General features: G+C 70.1%; 18 protein-coding genes, 1 pseudogene and 1 riboswitch. Of the genes and pseudogenes, 10 read left to right on the forward strand and 9 right to left on the reverse strand.

The window, feature by feature from the left end:
• Positions 1–3: 3 nt before the first annotated feature.
• On the reverse strand, positions 4–1,257 hold the full coding sequence (locus tag ABZT04_RS00340) for a DUF1266 domain-containing protein (RefSeq protein WP_356051157.1): 1,254 nt from the start codon (positions 1,255–1,257) through the stop codon (positions 4–6).
• Positions 1,258–1,421: 164 nt separating this feature from the next.
• Complete coding sequence (locus ABZT04_RS00345) at positions 1,422–1,997, reverse strand: TerD family protein (protein ID WP_355924960.1); 576 nt, start codon at positions 1,995–1,997, stop codon at positions 1,422–1,424.
• A 175-nt stretch (positions 1,998–2,172) separates the two neighbouring features.
• On the opposite strand from ABZT04_RS00345, the gene arfB reads away from it, so the two are divergent.
• Positions 2,173–2,601, forward strand: a complete 429-nt coding sequence (gene arfB / locus ABZT04_RS00350; RefSeq protein ID WP_356051159.1) for an alternative ribosome rescue aminoacyl-tRNA hydrolase ArfB — start codon at positions 2,173–2,175, stop codon at positions 2,599–2,601.
• Between the two features lie 331 nt (positions 2,602–2,932).
• Here arfB and ABZT04_RS00355 read toward each other — a convergent pair.
• Together ABZT04_RS00355 and ABZT04_RS00360 are read right to left on the reverse strand one after the other, a co-directional pair.
• Positions 2,933–3,034 (reverse strand): annotated as a pseudogene (locus ABZT04_RS00355) (GNAT family N-acetyltransferase); the annotation flags it as partial.
• Positions 3,035–3,073: 39 nt separating this feature from the next.
• On the reverse strand, positions 3,074–3,646 hold the full coding sequence (locus tag ABZT04_RS00360; RefSeq protein ID WP_356051161.1) for a flavin reductase family protein: 573 nt from the start codon (positions 3,644–3,646) through the stop codon (positions 3,074–3,076).
• A gap of 305 nt (positions 3,647–3,951) precedes the next feature.
• On the opposite strand from ABZT04_RS00360, the gene cdgB reads away from it, so the two are divergent.
• Both cdgB and ABZT04_RS00370 read left to right on the forward strand, forming a co-directional pair.
• Positions 3,952–5,610, forward strand: a complete 1,659-nt coding sequence (gene cdgB, locus ABZT04_RS00365; protein ID WP_356051164.1) for a diguanylate cyclase CdgB — start codon at positions 3,952–3,954, stop codon at positions 5,608–5,610.
• A 152-nt stretch (positions 5,611–5,762) separates the two neighbouring features.
• Complete coding sequence (locus tag ABZT04_RS00370) at positions 5,763–6,716, forward strand: carbohydrate-binding protein (protein ID WP_356051166.1); 954 nt, start codon at positions 5,763–5,765, stop codon at positions 6,714–6,716.
• Here the strand turns inward: ABZT04_RS00370 and ABZT04_RS00375 are convergent.
• The 3 genes from ABZT04_RS00375 to ABZT04_RS00385 form a co-directional block, all read right to left on the reverse strand.
• Positions 6,682–7,614 carry a 1-phosphofructokinase family hexose kinase gene (locus ABZT04_RS00375; protein WP_356051168.1) on the reverse strand — a complete coding sequence of 311 codons (933 nt, stop codon included), beginning with the start codon at positions 7,612–7,614 and terminating at the stop codon, positions 6,682–6,684. The two genes, ABZT04_RS00370 and ABZT04_RS00375, sit on opposite strands and share 35 nt — an antisense overlap.
• Positions 7,615–7,726: 112 nt before the next feature.
• The gene (gene nagA / locus ABZT04_RS00380) at positions 7,727–8,881 is read right to left on the reverse strand and encodes an N-acetylglucosamine-6-phosphate deacetylase (RefSeq protein WP_356051170.1); all 1,155 of its coding nucleotides are present in this window, start codon (positions 8,879–8,881) and stop codon (positions 7,727–7,729) included.
• Positions 8,881–9,825 (reverse strand): ROK family protein, encoded by a 945-nt coding sequence (locus ABZT04_RS00385; protein ID WP_356051172.1) that lies wholly within the window; start codon positions 9,823–9,825, stop codon positions 8,881–8,883. The genes nagA and ABZT04_RS00385 overlap by 1 nt, the downstream gene beginning before the upstream one ends.
• A 131-nt stretch (positions 9,826–9,956) precedes the next feature.
• Between ABZT04_RS00385 and ABZT04_RS00390 the strand changes: the two genes are divergently transcribed.
• The 3 genes from ABZT04_RS00390 to otsB are packed head-to-tail and all read left to right on the forward strand — an operon-like array spanning position 9,957 to position 12,377.
• A complete protein-coding gene (locus ABZT04_RS00390; protein ID WP_356051174.1) occupies positions 9,957–11,201 on the forward strand; it encodes an extracellular solute-binding protein in 1,245 nt (414 codons plus the stop codon).
• 43 nt (positions 11,202–11,244) lie between these two features.
• Positions 11,245–11,490: a DUF3263 domain-containing protein gene (locus ABZT04_RS00395; RefSeq protein WP_355906038.1), complete on the forward strand. Its 246-nt coding sequence runs from the start codon at positions 11,245–11,247 to the stop codon at positions 11,488–11,490.
• A 41-nt stretch (positions 11,491–11,531) separates the two neighbouring features.
• The gene (gene otsB / locus ABZT04_RS00400) at positions 11,532–12,377 is read left to right on the forward strand and encodes a trehalose-phosphatase (protein ID WP_356051176.1); all 846 of its coding nucleotides are present in this window, start codon (positions 11,532–11,534) and stop codon (positions 12,375–12,377) included.
• A gap of 388 nt (positions 12,378–12,765) precedes the next feature.
• Here the strand turns inward: otsB and ABZT04_RS00405 are convergent, their stop codons facing one another.
• Both ABZT04_RS00405 and ABZT04_RS00410 read right to left on the reverse strand, forming a co-directional pair.
• Positions 12,766–14,166, reverse strand: a complete 1,401-nt coding sequence (locus tag ABZT04_RS00405) for a trehalose-6-phosphate synthase (RefSeq protein ID WP_356051178.1) — start codon at positions 14,164–14,166, stop codon at positions 12,766–12,768.
• Between the two features lie 115 nt (positions 14,167–14,281).
• On the reverse strand, positions 14,282–15,226 hold the full coding sequence (locus ABZT04_RS00410) for a glucosyl-3-phosphoglycerate synthase (RefSeq protein WP_356051180.1): 945 nt from the start codon (positions 15,224–15,226) through the stop codon (positions 14,282–14,284).
• A gap of 182 nt (positions 15,227–15,408) precedes the next feature.
• Positions 15,409–15,555, forward strand: a riboswitch (SAM riboswitch).
• Between the two features lie 17 nt (positions 15,556–15,572).
• Between ABZT04_RS00410 and thrC the strand changes: the two genes are divergently transcribed.
• From thrC to groL, 4 genes are all read left to right on the forward strand, one after another.
• The gene (gene thrC / locus ABZT04_RS00415) at positions 15,573–16,877 is read left to right on the forward strand and encodes a threonine synthase (protein ID WP_356051182.1); all 1,305 of its coding nucleotides are present in this window, start codon (positions 15,573–15,575) and stop codon (positions 16,875–16,877) included.
• Entirely contained in the window at positions 16,874–17,149 is a 276-nt protein-coding gene (locus ABZT04_RS00420) for a MoaD/ThiS family protein (protein WP_355906023.1), read from the forward strand. Before thrC ends, ABZT04_RS00420 begins: the two co-directional genes overlap by 4 nt.
• 431 nt (positions 17,150–17,580) lie before the next feature.
• Positions 17,581–17,787 (forward strand): cold-shock protein, encoded by a 207-nt coding sequence (locus ABZT04_RS00425; protein ID WP_030285851.1) that lies wholly within the window; start codon positions 17,581–17,583, stop codon positions 17,785–17,787.
• Positions 17,788–18,108: 321 nt separating this feature from the next.
• Positions 18,109–19,731: a chaperonin GroEL gene (groL, locus tag ABZT04_RS00430; protein ID WP_355906019.1), complete on the forward strand. Its 1,623-nt coding sequence runs from the start codon at positions 18,109–18,111 to the stop codon at positions 19,729–19,731.
• The last annotated feature ends 22 nt before the right edge of the window (positions 19,732–19,753 follow it).

Here is a 19,753-nt window from a genome sequence, read left to right on the forward strand (position 1 = left end):
GGGTTAACGGAAGGGGATGTTCAGCCAGGGGCTCCCCGCGTCCGTCATCAGGATGTGGTGGGCGGCGACCATGTCCTGGTACCAGTCGCCGAACTCCTCCTCGTCGAAGTGGAGGCAGCGGCCGAGGATGTAGCCGGCGGAGAAGTCCGGCCAGGAGCGGTAGGCGAGGGCGGCGGCGCGGCCCGCCCGGACGAGGGCGGACAGGGTCTCCGCCAGGGTGGCGAAGCGGGCGCCGAGGCCCCAGCGGGCCATCTTCGAGGCGCGGCCCAGGTCCCAGGCCTCGACGGAGGTGACATGGCGGTTCTCGTCGAGGATGCCGTCGGCCCGCATCCGGGCCTCGTAGCGGGTGATACGGCCGATGAGCCGCTGCACGCCTTCTATCCGCGCCTCGGTCTCGGCGGCGGGGCGCGGGTCGGTCCGGGTGACGCCGTCCTCGGTGATGACCGTGGCGCCCTCGGAGTTGGCGCGGATGACGGTGGCCACGGCCTGCCGCCAGTAGCCGGTGTCGACATGGCCGCCGAAGTCGCGGGAGATGGTGCGGCGCAGGCTCAGCGCGAACTCCCATACGGAGCTGGACGCTTCGCAGGCGAGCAGGTTGCCCAGATGGTGCTGCCACTCGGCGCGGGTGGTGATGCCCCACCACTCGCGCAGCCGCCGGCGCTCACCGTCGTAGCCGTGTCCGTGCCAGGCCGGTGCGTTCCACAGGGAGCCGTTGCTGACGCAGAGGAGGGCTCCGCAGGCCAGGCCGTGGGCGACGGGGCCGTGCAGCGCGCCGCCGACATGGAGTGCGCGCAGCCGCATGGAGGTGTCGGGGACACCGGCCCGCTCCGCCACGCGCGACCAGTCGGTGGTGCCCGGCGGGCCGTAGGGCAGGGTGAGTTCGCAGGGGGAACCGGGGTTGACGACGATCGCGGGCGGGCACCGCGGGTCCCAGGCGTCCGCGATCCAGCGCAGCGAGGCCCGCGAGTACACCGGGTCGGGTGTCGGTGCGGGCAGCATGCCGTCGGTGAAGAGTTCCCAGTGCCTGGTGCCGGTGCGCAGGTCGCGGACGAACATGCGGTGGACGCGGTCCGGGTGGGCGTCGTAGGCCTCGCGTGACATCTCGTAGTAGAGGCGGACGCCGGCGAGTACGTCGTAGCAGGTGGCCCAGTCACCGCGCGTCTTCGCCTCCAGCAGCGCCCGCTCGGTCGCGGTCGGCGGCGTCCAGACAGGGGGTGGGGGAGGCCCGAAACCGGCGGGGGACGGTCCGAACGACATAGGGCTCGCTGTCCTTCCAGGGGGCCGAGCGCTGTTGATCCCGGCACACTGCCATACGGGACTGAGCGGCCCCTGTGGGACCCCGGACGTTCCGTCGGCTCCCCGTCCCCGCACAGGCCGAAGCCCCCGGCCGGGGCCAGGGGCTTCGACGAAGTCGGCGAACGTCAGACGTTCACACCGAAGTCCTGGGCGATGCCGACCAGGCCCGAGGCGTAACCCTGGCCGACGGCACGGAACTTCCACTCCGCGCCATTGCGGTACAGCTCGCCGAAGACCATGGCCGTCTCCGTGGCCGCGTCCTCGGAGAGGTCGTAGCGGGCGATCTCCGCGCCGCCCGCCTGGTTCACGATGCGGATGTACGCGTTGCGGACCTGGCCGAAGTTCTGTGAGCGGGTCTCCGCGTCGTAGATCGAGACCGGGAAGACGATCTTGTCGATGTCGGCCGGGAGACCGGCCAGGTTGACGTTGATCGCCTCGTCGTCGCCCGCGCCCTCGCCCGTGCGGTTGTCACCGGTGTGGACGATGGTCTGGTCCGGGGTCGACTTGTTGTTGAAGAAGATGAAGTGTCCGTCCGAGTACACCTTGCCCTCGGGGTTGACCGCGATCGCCGAGGCGTCGAGGTCGAAGTCCGTGCCGGTGGTGGTGCGGACGTCCCAGCCGAGGCCTACGGTGACGGCGGTCAGGCCCGGGGCCTCCTTGGTGAGCGAGACGTTGCCACCCTTGGACAGGCTTACAGCCATGGTTGGGAGTCCTTCCCTCGTTGCGGTGCGGGCTTCGTACTGAGGACGAAGCTACCGGTACCCCTATGAACGCCAAGAGGGGTGCCGAAGGTTCCACGTGGCTTTACTTTCTTTACCCGGCACCTCCCGGGTAATTGGCGTGACGTGGACGGGACAGGCGCGCGACCATGGGGGCATGTCCGGTCCTTATCTCATCCGTGGCTCCGTCTCCCTGCCCGAGGCCGAGCTGGTGTGGCGTTTCTCGCGGTCGTCGGGGCCGGGCGGGCAGCACGTCAACACCAGCGACACCCAGGTGGAACTGCGCTTCGACCTCGCGAAGACCGAGGCGCTGCCCGAGGTGTGGAAGGCGCGGGCACTGGAGCGGCTCGCCCCGCGGCTGGTCGACGGCGTCGTCACCGTACGGTCCTCCGAGCACCGCTCCCAGTGGCGCAACCGCGAGACCGCCGCCGTACGCCTGGCGGCCCTCCTCGCCGAGGCCACCGCACCCCCACCGAAACCGCGCCGGGCCACCCGTATTCCGCGCGGCATCAATGAACGCCGGTTGCGAGAGAAGAAGGCACGCTCCGACACGAAGCGGGGGCGGACGGGGCGGGACTGGGGGTAATCCCGGCAACTGCGCTTGGCTGTGGGCGACTTCGAATTCCCCTTCAAGTGAAGAGAACGGGAACGGGGATGGGGACGAGAACGGCGGTGAATTCTCGCCGTACGTTTCGCATCGGATCGCACCCGCGACGGGTGGTCGCCGACGCGTTTCTCGCCGCCATGCGAGAGGACGGCGCGGACGCACTGGCGAACGGGCTCGGCCGGGACGTCGTGGCCCGCGCTGGACAGCCGGTGACCGCCGTCGTGTCCGGCGCGGTCGGCGTCGCCCACTTCGCCGGCCTCGCACCGCCCGCCCTGGTGGACGGCGCCATCGCCCCGATCGCCGACGGCACCCCGCAGCGGCGGATCTCGCTGGCCACGGACCCCGCCCCGAACCGCCCGTAACCGCGGCCCGCTTCATCGGCCGCGACGTCCAGGCGCCACAGGCCGGCCCTCGTCGACGATCACGCCCGGTCAGGCGACCGACTCGGCCGTCAGCCCAACTGCCGGTACCTGCCCCGGAAATACGTCAGCGGACCGTCCTCCGCGCTGCCCACCTCCGCCGTCAGCACCCGCCCGATGACGAGCGTGTGGTCCCCGGCCGGAATGCGTTGTTCCGTGCGGCATTCGAGGGTGGCGAGGGCGCCGCGGATCAAGGGAGCGCCGGACGCCGGACCGTGGACGTAGGGGAGGTCGTCGAAGAGGAGGCGGTCGCTGATGCGGCCCTTCATGGCGAAGCGGCCGGCGATGTGGCGCTGGCTCTCGGAGAGGACGGAGACCGCCCACAGGGGCTGTTCGTCGAGGAGGTCGTCCATGCGGGAGCCGTTACGGAGGCTGACCAGGACCAGGGGCGGGTCCAGGGAGACCGACATGAAGGCGGTCGCGGTCATGCCCACGTCCTCGCCGACCGGAGCCTGCGGGTCGTCCGGGTCGTACGGCTCCTCGTGCGCGGTCACCAGGACCACGCCCGCGGCCAGCCGTGCGAGGGCGGCGCGGAACTCGTCGTTGCTCACCCCCACAGCATGCCTGGAGGGATCGGCGTTGGCGGTTGTCACGGTCTTCAGCACGGGCGAAACGCTAATCTCCGTCCTCCGCGCACCGCATCGGACCTGCGGCCCAATCAGGTCCTAGGACCAAGGGACCACGCGATGGAACATCGTCGTGCATCATGTCCACACACCTACAAAGTTTGCGTTCAGTAAACGCACAGGGAAAATGCAGAAACTCCTCTCAATTGTTCATCTTCTGCTGTGACTTGAGTCACAAGAGGTATGAATTGTTGACCCTGTGTACCGAGTGGGCAGCGCGCTGTGATTCAGTGGCGGGGAAGATGACCCTTGATTCGCTGCGAGGTCTCGGGGGGAGGGCGAGTATGGAGACCGAGTCGGAACCCTACGTCCGTCTTGCGACCCTGCGACAACTGCACACGGTCATGGCGGACATGAACACCGCCCGCAGCCTGGCGGACACCCTGCAGACCGTCGCCGACGGCGTGGTCAACGGGCTCGGGTACGAGCTGGCGTGCGTCAACCTCGTCCGCCCCGACGGCGACCTCGTGGTCGCCGCCTTCGCGGGCAACTCCGCCGCCGAGGCGCTCATCACCGGCCGCGTCGGCTCGCGCAGCTCCTGGGAGCGCCGGCTGAACATGGGCGAGGCCTGGGGCGACCTGAGGTTCATACCGCACACCGAGGGCTGGGTCCTCGACGAGGACGACGTACCGCAGTGGTACACCGACGGCCCCGCACCCCGCTTCGACGACGAGTGGCACCCCTCCGACCGGCTCTTCGCGCCCATGTACACGCCCGGCGTCTCCGGCGGTTCCTGCGGCGAGCTGATCGGCGTCCTGTCCGTGGACCGGCCGCGCAACGGCCGCCGGCCCGGCGCATGGGGGCGCGAAGCGCTCCAGATGTACGCCTTCCAGGCCGCCATCGCGATCAGCAACGCGCGTCTACGTGCGAATATGCAGCGCGCACTTGTCAGGCTCGAGCGTGAGCAACAGGCCCTGCGCGCCAGCGAGGAGAGCTTCCGGCAGGCCTTCGAGTACGCCCCCTCCGGCATGGCCATCGCCGAGATGGGCGGCGACCAGCACGGCCGAATACTCCGCAGCAACGACGCTCTGTGCCGGCTCCTTGGCCGCCCCGCCTCCGCGATGCGCCGGTACTCGTTCTCCGACCTCGTGCACCCCGAGGACATAGGGACGCTGCTGAGAACGTCTGCGGAGGGCGGCCGCGCGGAGCTCCGCCTGGGCCGCCGGGACGGCACCTACGTCTGGGTCTCGCTCCGCAACTCCGTCGTCGCCGACGCCACCGACGGACCGCGCTTCCTCCTCACCCACGTCGAGGACATCGAGGACCGCAAGCGCCGCGAGCTCCAGCTCGCCCACCGCGCCGCGCACGACGCGCTCACCGGCCTGCCGAACTCGGCGGAGCTGCGCACCCGCCTCTCCGCCCGCCTCTGCCAGCGCCCGCAGTCCGCGTTCCCCGGCGAGATCGAGTCCATCGACGCCGCGTACGGACACCCGGCCTACGACGCGAACGGCCACGGCTTCGACTTCCGCCCCGGCGCCGACCTCCTCGACGCCTACGACCACCACGTCCACACCGTCGCCCCCGAGGGTGAACGTGACGACGGCACCAAGGGGCTCGCGGTCCTCTTCTGCGACCTCGACGGCTTCAAGTCGATCAACGACCGGTTCGGGCACAACGCGGGTGACGCGGTTCTCATCGAGGTCGCGCGCCGGCTCGGCCGGGCCGTGCGGGACGGCGACACGGTGGCCCGGCTCGGCGGCGACGAGTTCGTGGTGCTGGCCGACGGACTCGGCAAGGCGGACGCCGCCGACCTGGCCGTACGCCTGCGGAACGAGATCATCCAGCCCATCCGGGTCGACGGACGGGCCATGCGGGTCGGGGCCAGTTTCGGCATCGGATGGGCCCACTGCGGCATGACGGCGGACGAGGTCCTGAAGTCCGCTGACGAACGGATGTACATCGAGAAACGATCTCGTCCCAAACAGCACAGACGCGCGGGATGATCTCCAGGTCAGTGGTCTGATGCGGTCTGAGTCACCCGTTTGGACGACGCGGAACGGGTAGGCTCGCAGTTCTCCAGACGTATCGAAGACACATCGAAGACGCATCTGAAGCTGACGTATCTGCACCCGCACCTGCTGAGGAGTACCAAGGGATGACGTCCGGCAACAACGGCGCGAGCACGCCCGAGGACGACGACCCGTTCGGCTACCTCTACGCCGACGGCCAGGCCAACGGAGCCCAGCCGCCCTCAGGCGGCGGTTACGGCTACCCGGGCTCCGTCAACCGCGTGCGCCCGGTGGGCGAGCGCCAGTACGGCGGCCAGCAGGCCGCCGCCTCCACCGCGCAGTACCAGCAGCCCTACGGCCAGACGGTCCCCCAGCAGCAGTCCTACGGCGCCCAGCCGAACGCGCACTACCAGGCCCCGGAGACCTTCCCCGGCGGCCCGCCCGCCGGCGGCCAGCCCCCGTCCTACAACGACGGCGGCGGCCGGGGCCGCGGCCCCAACACCAAGGGCCTGCTGATCGGCGCGATCGCGGTCGTCGCCGCGGTGGTCATCGGCATCAGCGTCGCGATGATGAACGGCAGCGACGACAACAAGTCCGGCGACCAGGCGGGGTCCACGCCGTCGGCTTCGCAGAGCGCCTCGTCGAGCCCGTCGGCCAGCAGCAGCGCCGCGGCCGACGCGGAACTGCCGAAGATCGACGCCAAGGCCGTGCTGCTGGGCGGCGGCGCCACCACGGCGTCCGACGTCGCCGGCGCCAAGGCCGCCGGCGGTGTCTATGTGGCGGGGTTCAACGCGGTCGGCGCGTCCTTGACGTGGAACGCGAGCGGTATCGCGGACAGCGGCAGCTACCGCCTGTACGTCAACTACGGAGTACCCGGCAAGGACGCCACCGCCACGCTCACGGTCAACGGCAAGGCCCAGTCCCGCGCGCTCAACCTGAGCAACTTCGCGAAGGCCGCCGCGGGCGACTACGAGAAGGGCTGGACGGAGACCTGGGCGTCCGTCCAGCTCAACAAGGGCACCAACACCATCAAGATCTCCTGCGAGCAGGGCAACCAGTGCGACGTCAACTTCGACCAGTTGTACCTGGTGAAGGACTGACCCGCCCCAGCAACTCCTCGTAGACCGCGCGGTCGAACTCGCCCGCCGCCGGGGCCAGTACGGTCGCCGCCGACAGGGCCACCGCGCGGGACAGCCGGTCCGGCCAGGGGAGTTGTTCGACCAGGCCCGACAGCAGTCCCGCCACCGCCGAGTCGCCCGCGCCGGTCGGGTTGCCGCGCAGATGGGTCGGCGGTGTCACGTGCCAGTGGGCCTCGGCGGTCACCGCCATCAGGCCCTTCGCGCCGAGTGAGACGACCACCGTGTGCGCGCCCCGGCGCCGCGCGTCCTGGGCGCCGCGCAACGGCTCGTGGGAGCCGGTGAGTTCGGCCAGTTCCTCGATGTTGGGCTTGATGATGTCGGGCCGGGCGGCGACCGCGCGGCGCAGGGGCTCGCCGCTGGTGTCGAGGAGGACGGGCACCCCGGCCGACCGGGCGGTGCGGACCAGTCCGGCGTACGCGCCCACCGGCACCCCCGGCGGCAGACTTCCGCACAGGGCCACCGCGGACACTCCGCTCAACAGCCCCTCGTACGCCGCCAGGAACGCGGCCCACTCCGCCGAAGTCACCGTCGGGCCGGGCTCGTTGAGTTGAGTCGTGTCACCGGTCAGCTCGTCGACGACCGCTATCGTGCGCCGGGTCGCGCCGGAGACCGGGACGAGCGCGTCCAACACGCCTGGCGTAGAGGCGAGTTGGTCCTGTACGACGCGTCCGGTCGCGCCGCCGGTGAAACCCGTGACCGTCACCTCGTGGCCGAGCGCGGCCAGCACCCGGGCCACGTTCAGGCCCTTGCCACCGGGCCGTTCGGTCACCTCGGAGACGCGGTGCGTGCCGTGCGGCCGCAACTCCCGTATCCGGTAGGTGATGTCGAGAGCGGGGTTCAGTGTGACCGTGAGAATCACCGGGCCCGACCTCCCCCTCTGAACCGGTAGTTCCGGAGGATCGATCATGCCAAAGAGACGGCGGTCGGCCCAGACCGCGACCGCCCACCGTCTCCTGTGAATCCGTCACGGATCAGCCCAGTTGAGGCTCGACCACCCAAGTACCCCGCCGCATCACGCCCTTGAGGTCGAACGCGGAGTCCAGCAGCACCAGGTCGGCGTACTTGCCCGGTTCCAGCGAGCCGATCTCGTCGTAACTCCCCAGCAGTCTGGCCGGGTTGGCCGAGATCGCGGCGACCACGTCCTCGACCGGCAGCCGGTCGACCGTCACGGCGCGCTTGAAGGCCCGGTCGAGGGTGAGGGTCGAGCCCGCGATGGAGCCGCCCTCCACCAGCCGCGCCACGCCCTCGCTCACCTCGACCTCCAACGGGCCGAGCATGTACCGGCCGTCGCCGAAGCCCGCCGCGTCCATCGCGTCCGTGATGAACGCCACGCGGTCCGCGCCCGCATGGTGGAACGCCAACTCCAGGGAGGCCGGGTGGAGATGCGTACCGTCGTTGATCAACTCGACGGTGATGCGCTCGTCCTCGAGCAGCGCCGCGATCGGACCCGGCTCGCGGTGGCCGAGCTGCGGCATCGCGTTGAACAGGTGCGTGGCGACCGTCGCACCCGCGTCGATCGCCTCCACCGTCTGCTCGTACGACGCGTCCGTGTGCCCGATCGCCGCGATCACGCCGAGTTCGGCGAGCAGCCGTACGGAGTCGAGTCCGCCCGGCAGTTCGGTCGCGAGGGTGACCATGGCGGCCCTGCCGTGCGCCGCGTCGACCAGCTTGCGTACGTCCGCCGGGTCGGGGTCGCGCAGCAGCGCCTCGGAGTGCGCGCCCTTGCGGCACGGCGAGATGAACGGGCCCTCGAAGTGGATACCGGCCAGATCGCCCTGCTCGGCCAGCTCGGACAGCAGGCCCGCCCGCTGGACGAGGAAGTCCATGTCGCCGGTGACGGTCGAGGCGACCAGGGTGGTGGTGCCGTGCAGGCGGTGGGTGTGGATGCCCTTGAGGACGTCGTCGACCGTGCCGGAGGTGAAGGAGGCTCCGCCGCCGCCGTGGTTGTGGATGTCCACGAATCCCGGGACCAGGTAGTGCCCGGTGACGTCGAGCACGTCGGCGTTGTCGGGGGCGGCACCGGTGATGCGGGTGCCGTCGACGATGACCCGGCCGTCCCTGACGGTTCCGGTCGGGAGGACGACCGTTGCGCCGGACAGGATGAGGGGCCTTGGACCGGTTGCCATCAGGGCGTTACCTCCGTGCGGTCGGTGTGGTTGAGGAGATCCCAGGCCAGGAGCCCGGCACCGAGACATCCGGCGGTGTCCCCGAGGGCCGCGGGCACGATCGACGGCAGCTTCTGGAAAGTGACCCTTCGCCGGACCGCCTCCCGCAGTGGTGTGAACAAGGTTTCCCCCGCCTCGGCCAGCCCGCCACCGATGATGATCGTGCGGGGGTCCAGCAGGGTGAGGGCGGTGACCAGGCCGTCGGCGAGGGCGTTCACGGCCTCCTGCCACACGGAGTGGGCCCGGGGGTCGCCGGAGTCGACGGCCTTGGCGCAGTCCGCCGCGTCCGCCGTCGGCTCCCCGGTGACCGCGGCCCAGGCCTCGCTGACGGCGGCGGCGGACGCGTACCGCTCCAGGCAGCCGGTCTGGCCGCAGGGGCAGGGGGTCCCGCCGGGCCGTACGACGACATGGCCGATCTCGCCGGCGAAGCCGTGCGCGCCCGCCTCGACCCGGCCGTCGATGCCGATCGCGCCCGCTATGCCGGTGCCCAGCGGTACGAACAGGAAGCGGTCCGCGCCCTTGCCCGCGCCGATGCGGCCTTCGGCGAGGCCGCCGGTGCGGACGTCGTGGCCGAGGGCGACCGGGACACCGCCGAGCCGGGCGGCGAGCAGATCGCGCAGGGGCAGATCGCGCCAGCCGAGGTTGGCGGAGTAGGAGGCGATGCCCCGCTCGGCGTCGACGATGCCGGGAACGGCCACGCCGGCGGCGGCCGCGGGCTCGCCGTGGTGCTCCTCGCCGTAGGCGCGCAGCTCGGCGGCGAAGTCGAGGATGTGCTCGACGACGGCGTCCGGGCCGCGCTCGCGGCCGGTCGCCCGGCGGGCCCGGTGGAGCAGCTCGCCGTCGGCCCCCACGAGGGCGGCCTTCATCCCGGTGCCGCCCACATCCAGGGCGATGACATGTCTCACGGGGGACAGTGTGGCCCGCCGACCCGCGAGAGGTCTAGTCCACTCACGTGGTGTAGACCTTATGGGTTCGCAGAGCGAACGTCACGACAGCAAAGGTTGGGGATTCAGCAGTGCAGCGGCGCAGGACAGGAATGATCGCGGTGACCTCCGTACTGGGGATGACGGCGGTCCTCGGCGGCTGCGGCCTCACCGGGGACTCCGGCGAGGTCACCCTCAGGCTGGTCGCCGCCGACTACGGCGATTCCGCGTCCAACAGCTCGCGGAAATACTGGGACGAACTCGTCAAGGCCTACGAGGCGAAGCACTCCGGCGTGAAGATCGACGTCAGTGTGTACTCCTGGAACGACGTCGACGCCAAGGTCAAGGCCATGGTCGCGGCCGGCAAGGCGCCCGACATGGCACAGATCGGCGCGTACGCGGACTACGCGGACGCGGGCAAGCTGTACTCCACCGCCGACGTGCTCTCCATCCCCGTGGAGGCCGACTTCCTGGAGGCGCTCGCGGACGCGGGGCAGGTGAACCACATCCAGTACGGCATGCCGTTCGCCGCGTCCACCCGCGTCCTCTTCTACAACAAGACCCTCTTCGCCGAGGCCGGCCTGACCCCGCCGAAGGACTGGAGCGAGCTGGCCGCCGACGCGGAGGCTCTGAAGGCGCGGGGCGTGAAGTACCCGTTCGCGCTGCCGCTCGGTTCCGAGGAGGCGCAGGCCGAGACGATGCAGTGGCTGCTCGGCGGGGGCGGCGGCTACACCGACGACATCGGGACCTACACCCTCGACTCCTCGGAGAACATCGCCACCTTCACCTGGCTGCGCGACAACCTCGTCGCCAAGGGCCTGACCGGTCCCGTCGCACCCGCCAAGCTGAACCGCGCGGACGCGTTCGCCGCCTTCGCCAACGGTGACGTAGGCATGCTCAACGGGCACCCGACGCTCATCCAGCAGGCGACCAGGAAGGGCGTCAAGTTCGGCACCGTCGCGATGCCGGGGCGGACCGGCAAGGCCAAGTCGACGATGGGCGTCGCCGACTGGATGACCGCCTTCAAGCAGAACGGCCACCGCGACCAGATCGGCGACTTCCTCGACTTCGTCTACGAGGAGAAGAACGTCCTCGCCTTCTCCCGCGAGTACGACCTGCTGCCGGTGACCAACTCCGCGTCCGAGGCGATGGCCGCGGCCAAGCAGGACAAGGCGCTGCGGCCGTTCCTGGAGGAACTCCCGCTGTCGACGCTCTACCCGGTCGGCAACACGTCCTGGGCCACGGTCAGCGCGGACATCAAGAAGCGCATAGGGCAGGCGGTGGCGGCGAACGGCAGCCCCGGCGCGGTGCTGGGGCAGTTGCAGTCGGCGGCGACGCTGGCGGAGAGCGGCAAGTAGCGGGGCGGGGCGGTTGTCAGTGGCGGGGTCTACCGTTCGACACATGGACAAGGACGGCGACCGGCCCTCGCTGAACCGGAGGGAACAGGACATCCTCGCGCTGGAGCGCCGCGGCTTCCCGGGCCCCGGCGCGAAAGAGCGCGCGATCCGCGAGGAGCTGGGCCTGGCCCCCGTGCGCTACTACCAACTGCTCAACGCCCTGCTGGACGACGTCCGGGCGCTGGCCCACGACCCGGTCACGGTGAACAGGCTGAGACGGGTCCGTGAAAGCCGCCGCTCGGAGCGGTGAGGGGCAGGTGTGGTCCCGGCCCGCCCGGATAGGCTCGTCGTATGGCCAGCCCTGATGACGTAGTGCCGACCCCCGTCACCGCCGCCGGACGCGAGGGCCTCGCCGCGATCCTCGCGAACCCCTCCGCCGCGGTGATCGGGCTCGACTTCGACGGCACGCTCGCCCCGATCGTCGCGGACCCCGAGCAGGCCCGGGCCCACCCGGACGCGGTACCTGCACTGGCCGCACTCGCCCCGAGAGTCGCCTCCGTCGCCGTGATCACCGGCCGCCCGGCCGAAGTGGCGGTCCGCAACGGCGGCTTCGCGGGCGTCCGCGGCCTGGAACACCTGGTCGTCCTCGGCCACTACGGCGCGGAGCGCTGGGACGCGGCGAGCGGCACCGTCACCGCCCCCGCCCCGCACCCCGGGGTCGCCGCCGTCCGCGCCGAACTCCCCGGCTTCCTCGACCGCATCGGCGCCGGGCAGGGCACCTGGATCGAGGAAAAGGGCCGCGCCCTCGCCGTCCACACCCGTCGAGCCACCGACCCCCAGGCCGCCTTCGACGCCCTCCGCGCCCCCCTGACCGACCTCGCCTCCCACCACGGCCTGATCGTCGAACCGGGCCGCATGGTCCTGGAGTTGCGCCCCCCCGGCATGGACAAGGGCGTAGCCCTCCTCGACCACGTCCGCGAAACCGCCGCCGAATCCATCCTCTACGCGGGCGACGACCTCGGCGACCTCCCCGCCTTCGCAGCAGTAGAGAAACTCCGCTCCGACGGCGTCCCGGGCCTCCTGGTGTGCAGCGGAAGCGACGAGGTCACGGAACTTCGGGAACGGGCGGATCTGATGGTGGACGGGGCGGCCGGGGTGGCGGGGCTGTTGTCGGCGTTGGCGGCTCAACTGGGTTGACCATGCGGGGGAGTTGGGTGACGGCTTGGCCAGGGCGCGCCGTGCCCGGGCCAGAGCGGCGCAGTGGCCCAGGTACCCCGGTCGGTCGACCGGGCGGGCGTGCGTGCGGGCGTGGGCCGGGTGCCTGGCCCAATGGCTCGCGTCGGCGACGGCTGCGAGCCGGGCCGCCGCCGCGATGCGTTGGACGTCGGCCGACGGTCGTGGACCTGCTGTCGGCGCCTGCGCTCAACTTGGCTGATCGGGTGGGGCGTTGGTGGGGCCGGGTGTCGCGGCAGCCCAGTCATCCCCGGGCTGCCCGGCCCCGTGCCCCGCGTCGGCGCGATGCGGCGGACGTCCGTCCGTGGAGCCGTAGGCCAACTGCCGTCCGCCCGGGGCTCAGCCCTCCCGCTCAACCCTCCTGATCGCGCAAGGCGTTCAACTGCTCCAGGAACCACTGAGCCGGCGGAAGCGCCGTGGCCGCCGCGGCGAGGCGCTTCGTCCGCTCGGCTCGCTCCTCGTTCGGCATCGTCAGAGCCTCGTAGAGAGCGCTGGCCGTGGCCGTCACGTCGTAGGGGTTGACCGGGATCGCGTCCTCGCCCAGCTCCTCGTATGCGCCCGCCTCCCGGGAGAGGACCAGGACGCAGGCCTCGTCGGAGACGAGCGGGATCTCCTTGGCGACGAGGTTCATGCCGTCGCGGATGGGGTTGACCAGGGCCACGTCGGCGAGGCGGTACGCGGCCAGGGAGCGGGCGAAGTCGTCCTTGACGTGCAGGACGATCGGGGTCCAACCGGGCGTCCCGTACTGGGAGTTGATCTCCTCCGCGAGGCGCTGCACCTCGGCGGTGTAGTCGCGGTAGACGGCGAGGTCCTGCCGGGAGGGGTAGGCGAACGCCACGTGTACCACCCGCTCCCGCAACTCCGGGTGGTCGTCGAGGAGTTGGCGGTACGCCAGCAGGCCGCGCACGATGTTCTTGGAGAGTTCGGTGCGGTCGACCCGGACGATCGTCCGGCGTCCCGTGCCGCCGATCTCCTCGCGGAGGGCGACGATGCGTTCCTCGACATCCGCCTCGTGCGAGCGGGTCCGCAGGAAGTCCGCGTCCGCGCCGAGGCCGTGGACGCCGATCCGGGTGCCTCCGAGGCCGCCCGCGAACTCCGTACAGCAGGCACTGAACGCGTCCGCCCAGCGGTGCGTCAGGAACCCCAGCCGGTCCGCGCCGAGCATGCCCCGCAGCAGCCGCTCCCGGATGTCGTCCGGCAGCATCCGGAAGTAGTCCACCGGCGCCCACGGCGTATGCGAGAAGTGGCCGATGCGCAGGTCGGGGCGGAGTTCGCGCAGCATCCCGGGGACCAGGCACAGGTGGTAGTCCTGCACGATCGCGACCGCGCCCTCCGCCGCCTCCTCCGCCAGCGCCTCGGCGAACGCCCGGTTGTAGGCCTCGTACGACGCCCACTGGCGCCGGAACTCCGCGTCGAAGACCGGCTCCAGCGGGGTCTGGTACAGCATGTGGTGGACGAACCAGAGGACGGAGTTCGCGATGCCGTTGTAGGCGTCGGTGTGCACGTCGGCCGGGATCGCCAGCATGCGTACACCGTCCTCGCCGGCCCCCTGCCGTACCGCCTCCCGGTCGCCGTCGGACAGCGCCGAGCACACCCACAGCGCCCCCGCGTCCGGCCCGATCGCCGACAGCCCGGACACCAGCCCGCCGCCACCGCGCCTCGCGTGCAGCGAACCGTCGTCGCCCACCTCGTACGAGACGGGGCCGCGGTTGGACGCGACGAGTACCTGAGCAGCACCGTACGTGGAAGTCATGTGCCACAACCTAGCCCGGCCCACAAACGCTCAAACGTACGGACGGCCCCGGACGGGCCACAGCGGACCGAATGGATCCGTATACGGCCCCACCCGTGGCATCGCCCCCGGCCGGCTACGCCACCTTGCGGGACTGGTACTCGGTGATCTCCACCATCGGCGGCCGTTCCTCCGTGTCCACGGAGTATGTGCGCGGCTCGAAACCGTCAGGGCCCCGCTCGAACTGGGTCAGCGACGGCCGGACGAGATGTCCGCGGGCCAGCCGGAGCTGGGCCGTGCGGTAGATCTGCGCGGCCATCCGCCCCAGCGCCTGCCCGTCCTGGTGGCGGTGCTTGCGCACCCCGACGTCGACCTGCGCGAGGGCGTCCAGGCCCACCAGGTGCAGCGCGTCCACCAGCATGCCCAGCTCGACGCCGTATCCGACGGGGAAGGGCAGTTGCTCCAGCAGCGAGCGGCGGCCCGCGTACTCGCCGCCGAGCGGCTGCACGAAACCGGCCAACTGCGGCCAGTGCATGTTCAGCAGCGGGCGGGCCATGAGCTCCGTGACGCGCCCGCCCTGTCCGGCGGCGCCGCCGAGCGGGCGGTCGTACATCGCCTTGACGAGGTCGACACCGGGTTCGGTGAGCAGCGGGCCCACGATCCCGGTGACGAAGTCGGAGGAGAACTCCTTCAGGTCCGCGTCGATGAAGCAGACGATGTCGCCGCTGGTCACCAGCAGCGAACGCCACAGCACCTCGCCCTTGCCGGGCACGGCGGGTATGCGGGGCAGGATGTCGTCCCGGTGCACGACCCGGGCGCCCGCCGCGGCGGCCACCTCGGAGGTGCGGTCGGTGGACCCGGAGTCCACGACGACGATCTCGTCGACGAGCGGGACCTGCTGCATGAGGTCATGACGGATGATGGCGACGATGTCGCCGACCGTCGCCTCCTCGTTGAGCGCGGGCAGCACGACACTGACCGACTGGCCCGTGCGCTGCTTCGCGGCGAGAATCCTGTGGAGCGGCCGATCGGTCAGTGACCAGGAGCGGGTGCTCAGCCAGTGCTCGACTTCCTTCAGCACGTTGCGCGGCTCCTCTGCGTTCTCTCGGCGAGAGGTGATCACCGACTGTGGGTGATCCATCCATCTCGCGGTTCGGACGGCTCACTCAACTGTCCTGGCCTTCGGTTACAGTCTTGAACAACGCTGATGACCATCGCATGTCGGGGGACGTCGGCGGGACAATCGCATACACAACTGAACACCGCTCATCCAGAGGGGCAGAGGGATACGGCCCGTTGAAGCCCCGGCAACCCTCCAGCCGGTCTTGTCACGTTGACGTGGCGAGGCTCCCGGCTCGGGAAGGTGCCAAATCCGTCTCACGGCGAGATGCGCCGTGAGGAAGATGAGGAGAAAGGGCCTCGCCTCCATGGCTGCGCAGACTGTCGCAAGCACCACGAACTCCGCGGACACCGCCGCGAACCCCGTCGATCTGGGCCCCGCCGCCGCGCTTTCCTGCCGCGAGTGCGGCCACCGCGTCCCGCTCGGCCCGGTCTTCGCCTGCGAGGAGTGTTTCGGCCCGCTGGAGATCGCCTACGACTTCTCGGCCTACGACACCGAAGAGCTCCGCAAGCGCATCGAGGCGGGCCCCGCGAACATCTGGCGTTACGCGCCCCTCCTGCCCGTCCCCGCGGACGTGGCGGACAAGCCGAACATCAACCCCGGCTGGACCAAGCTCGTCAAGGCCGACAACCTCGCCCGCGAGCTGGGCGTCGACGCCGGCAAGCTCTTCGTGAAGGACGACTCGGGCAACCCGACGCACTCCTTCAAGGACCGCGTCGTGGCCCAGGCCATCGAGGCCGCGCGCGCCTTCGACTTCACCACCCTCTCCTGCTCCTCCACCGGCAACCTCGCGGGCGCGGTCGGCGCCGCCGCCGCGCGGGCCGGCTTCCGCTCCTGCGTGTTCATCCCGCACGACCTGGAGCAGGGCAAGGTCGTCATGGCCGCGATCTACGGCGGCGAGCTGGTCGGCATCGAGGGCAACTACGACGACGTGAACCGCTTCTGCTCCGAGCTGATCGGCGACCCGGCCGGCGAGGGCTGGGGCTTCGTCAACGTCAACCTGCGGCCGTACTACGCGGAGGGCTCCAAGACCCTGGCGTACGAGATCTGCGAGCAGCTCGGCTGGAAGCTCCCGGACCAGCTGGTCGTGCCGATCGCCTCCGGCTCGCAGCTCACGAAGATCGACAAGGGGCTCCAGGAGCTGATCAAGCTCGGGCTGGTCGAGGACAAGCCGTACAAGATCTTCGGCGCCCAGGCCGAGGGCTGCTCGCCGGTGTCCGTCGCCTACAAGGCCGGACACGACGTCGTACGCCCGCAGAAGCCGAACACGATCGCCAAGTCGCTGGCCATCGGGAACCCGGCGGACGGGCCGTACGTGCTCGACATCGCGCGCCGGACGGGCGGGGCGGTGGAGGATGTCAACGACGAGCAGGTCGTCGACGCGATCAAGCTGCTGGCGCGGACCGAGGGCATCTTCGCGGAGACCGCGGGCGGGGTGACGGTGGGCGTGACGAAGAAGCTGATCGAGAACGGGCTGCTCGACCCGACTCTCACCACGGTCGTCCTCAACACGGGCGACGGCCTCAAGACCCTGGACGCGGTCGCCGGCACCGGTCTGACCGCGACCATCCGCCCGAACCTCGACTCCTTCCGAGAGGCTGGCCTCGCATGAGCGTGACCGTCCGCATCCCCACCATCCTGCGCACCTACACCGGTGGCCAGGCCGAAGTGGCCGCCGAGGGCGCCACCCTCGCCGAGGTCATCACCGACCTGGAGAAGAACCACAACGGCATCTCCGCCCGCGTCCTGGACGACCAGGGCAAGCTGCGGCGGTTCGTCAACGTGTACGTCAACGACGACGACGTGCGGTTCGAGCAGGGGCTGGAGACGGCCACTCCGGACGGGGCCGGCGTCTCGATCATTCCGGCGGTCGCCGGGGGCTGATCATTACCCTGGGTAATGACGGTTACCAAGAGTTCATTGAATTGCCCCCTCCGCGAGAGAAGCGGAGGGGGCAATTCTCTATGATTGAGCACGGTACAGTTGGGGAACGCGCTCCACTCCGCATGCCGGACGCATATGAGTACCCGCTCCGCATGCGATGAGAAGTAGCCAAAGTGTGCAGGTCTTTTGCGCCTTATGTTCTCTTTATGGGGCCCGACTTGCCCTGAAGTCGGGCGAATTCTCCGTAAATTCCCGACCGGTCCTGCCCGGAATTCTCGTCGGATTGACCTGTTGCAGACGGCAGTTGGACGGATACATTCGGCCGCGGTCGACGCGTTCCGGCGCACGCCCCCAATCCTGTGGGGGGTGAGGTCTGACCCGGATCCGCGAAGTGCGGGTCCGTGCAAGGGCCAGTAATAGGGGAGTTAGGCATGGCTCAGGGCACCGTCAAATGGTTCAACGCGGAGAAGGGGTACGGCTTCATCGCGGTCGACGGTGGTGCGGATGTTTTCGTCCACTACAGCGCGATTCAGATGGACGGCTACCGCACCCTGGAAGAGGGTCAGCGGGTCGATTTCGAGATCTCGCAGGGTCAGAAGGGGCCGCAGGCTGACATGGTCAAGCTCGCGGCCGGCTGAAGCACGCGCCGACTAACAGCAGCGACGTTCTTCGTTCCCACCGAAGGGCTCGTACCTCCGGGGTCACTCCCCGGGGTGCGGGCCCTTCGGCATGCCGGAGGCCGGTACGAGGGGGTCAGTACCCGGGAGCCGCTTGCACTCGACCATGCCGAGTGCTAATCATTGGCGTTAGCACTCTGAAGGTGAGAGTGATAACGAAGGACCGGGTGGGTGAGGCCCGCAGGCCAGGTGGTGCAAGGAACCACGGGGCAGGCAGGCCGTCCGTCGCGGGCGCCAGCGCGGTCCGGAGCAATCCACCCCAGTCCGGGAGGACCACTTCACATGGCCAAGATCATCGCGTTCGACGAGGAGGCACGGCGCGGTCTCGAGCGCGGGATGAACCAGCTCGCCGACGCCGTCAAGGTCACCCTTGGCCCCAAGGGCCGCAACGTCGTCCTCGAGAAGAAGTGGGGCGCCCCCACGATCACCAACGATGGTGTTTCCATCGCCAAGGAGATCGAGCTCGAGGACCCGTACGAGAAGATCGGCGCAGAGCTGGTCAAGGAAGTCGCCAAGAAGACGGACGACGTCGCCGGTGACGGTACGACCACCGCGACCGTCCTCGCCCAGGCCCTCGTCAAGGAGGGTCTGCGCAACGTAGCCGCGGGCGCCAACCCGATGGCCCTCAAGCGCGGTATCGAGAAGGCCGTCGAGGCCGTCTCCGGTGCCCTGCTCGAGCAGGCCAAGGACGTGGAGACCAAGGAGCAGATCGCTTCCACGGCCTCCATCTCCGCCGCCGACACCCAGATCGGCGAGCTCATCGCCGAGGCGATGGACAAGGTCGGCAAGGAAGGCGTCATCACCGTCGAGGAGTCGCAGACCTTCGGTCTCGAGCTTGAGCTCACCGAGGGCATGCGCTTCGACAAGGGCTACATCTCGGCGTACTTCGCCACCGACATGGAGCGTATGGAGGCGTCGCTCGACGACCCGTACATCCTGATCGCCAACTCGAAGATCGCCAACGTCAAGGACCTGCTCCCGCTCCTGGAGAAGGTCATGCAGTCGGGCAAGCCGCTGCTGATCATCGCCGAGGACGTCGAGGGCGAGGCCCTGTCCACGCTGGTCGTCAACAAGATCCGCGGCACCTTCAAGTCCGTCGCCGTCAAGGCTCCGGGCTTCGGTGACCGTCGCAAGGCCATGCTCGGCGACATCGCCATCCTCACGGGCGGCGAGGTCATCTCCGAGGAGGTCGGCCTCAAGCTGGAGAACGCGACCGTGGATCTCCTCGGCCGCGCCCGCAAGGTCGTCATCACCAAGGACGAGACCACGATCGTCGACGGCGCCGGCTCCGCCGACCAGGTCGCCGGCCGGGTCAACCAGATCCGCGCCGAGATCGAGAACAGCGACTCGGACTACGACCGCGAGAAGCTCCAGGAGCGCCTCGCCAAGCTCGCCGGCGGCGTCGCCGTCATCAAGGCGGGCGCGGCCACCGAGGTCGAGCTCAAGGAGCGCAAGCACCGCATCGAGGACGCCGTTCGCAACGCGAAGGCGGCCGTCGAGGAGGGCATCGTCGCCGGTGGTGGCGTCGCGCTCATCCAGGCCGGCAGCGTCTTCGAGAAGCTCGAGCTCGAAGGTGACGAGGCCACCGGTGCCGCGATCGTGAAGCTGGCCCTGGAGGCCCCGCTGAAGCAGATCGCCGTCAACGCCGGCCTCGAGGGCGGCGTCGTGGTGGAGAAGGTCCGCAACCTCACCCCGGGTCACGGCCTCAACGCCGCGACCGGCGAGTACGTGGACCTCATCGCCGAGGGCATCATCGACCCGGCGAAGGTCACGCGCTCTGCCCTGCAGAACGCCGCGTCCATCGCCGCGCTCTTCCTCACCACCGAGGCCGTCATCGCCGACAAGCCGGAGAAGTCCGCGGCCCCGGCCGGCGGCGGCATGCCGGGCGGTGACATGGACTTCTGATCCACCTCGGGGCCCTGGCCTC

This window comes from Streptomyces sp. NPDC005492, assembly GCF_040605995.1.
In the GTDB taxonomy this organism is placed as follows: domain Bacteria; phylum Actinomycetota; class Actinomycetes; order Streptomycetales; family Streptomycetaceae; genus Streptomyces.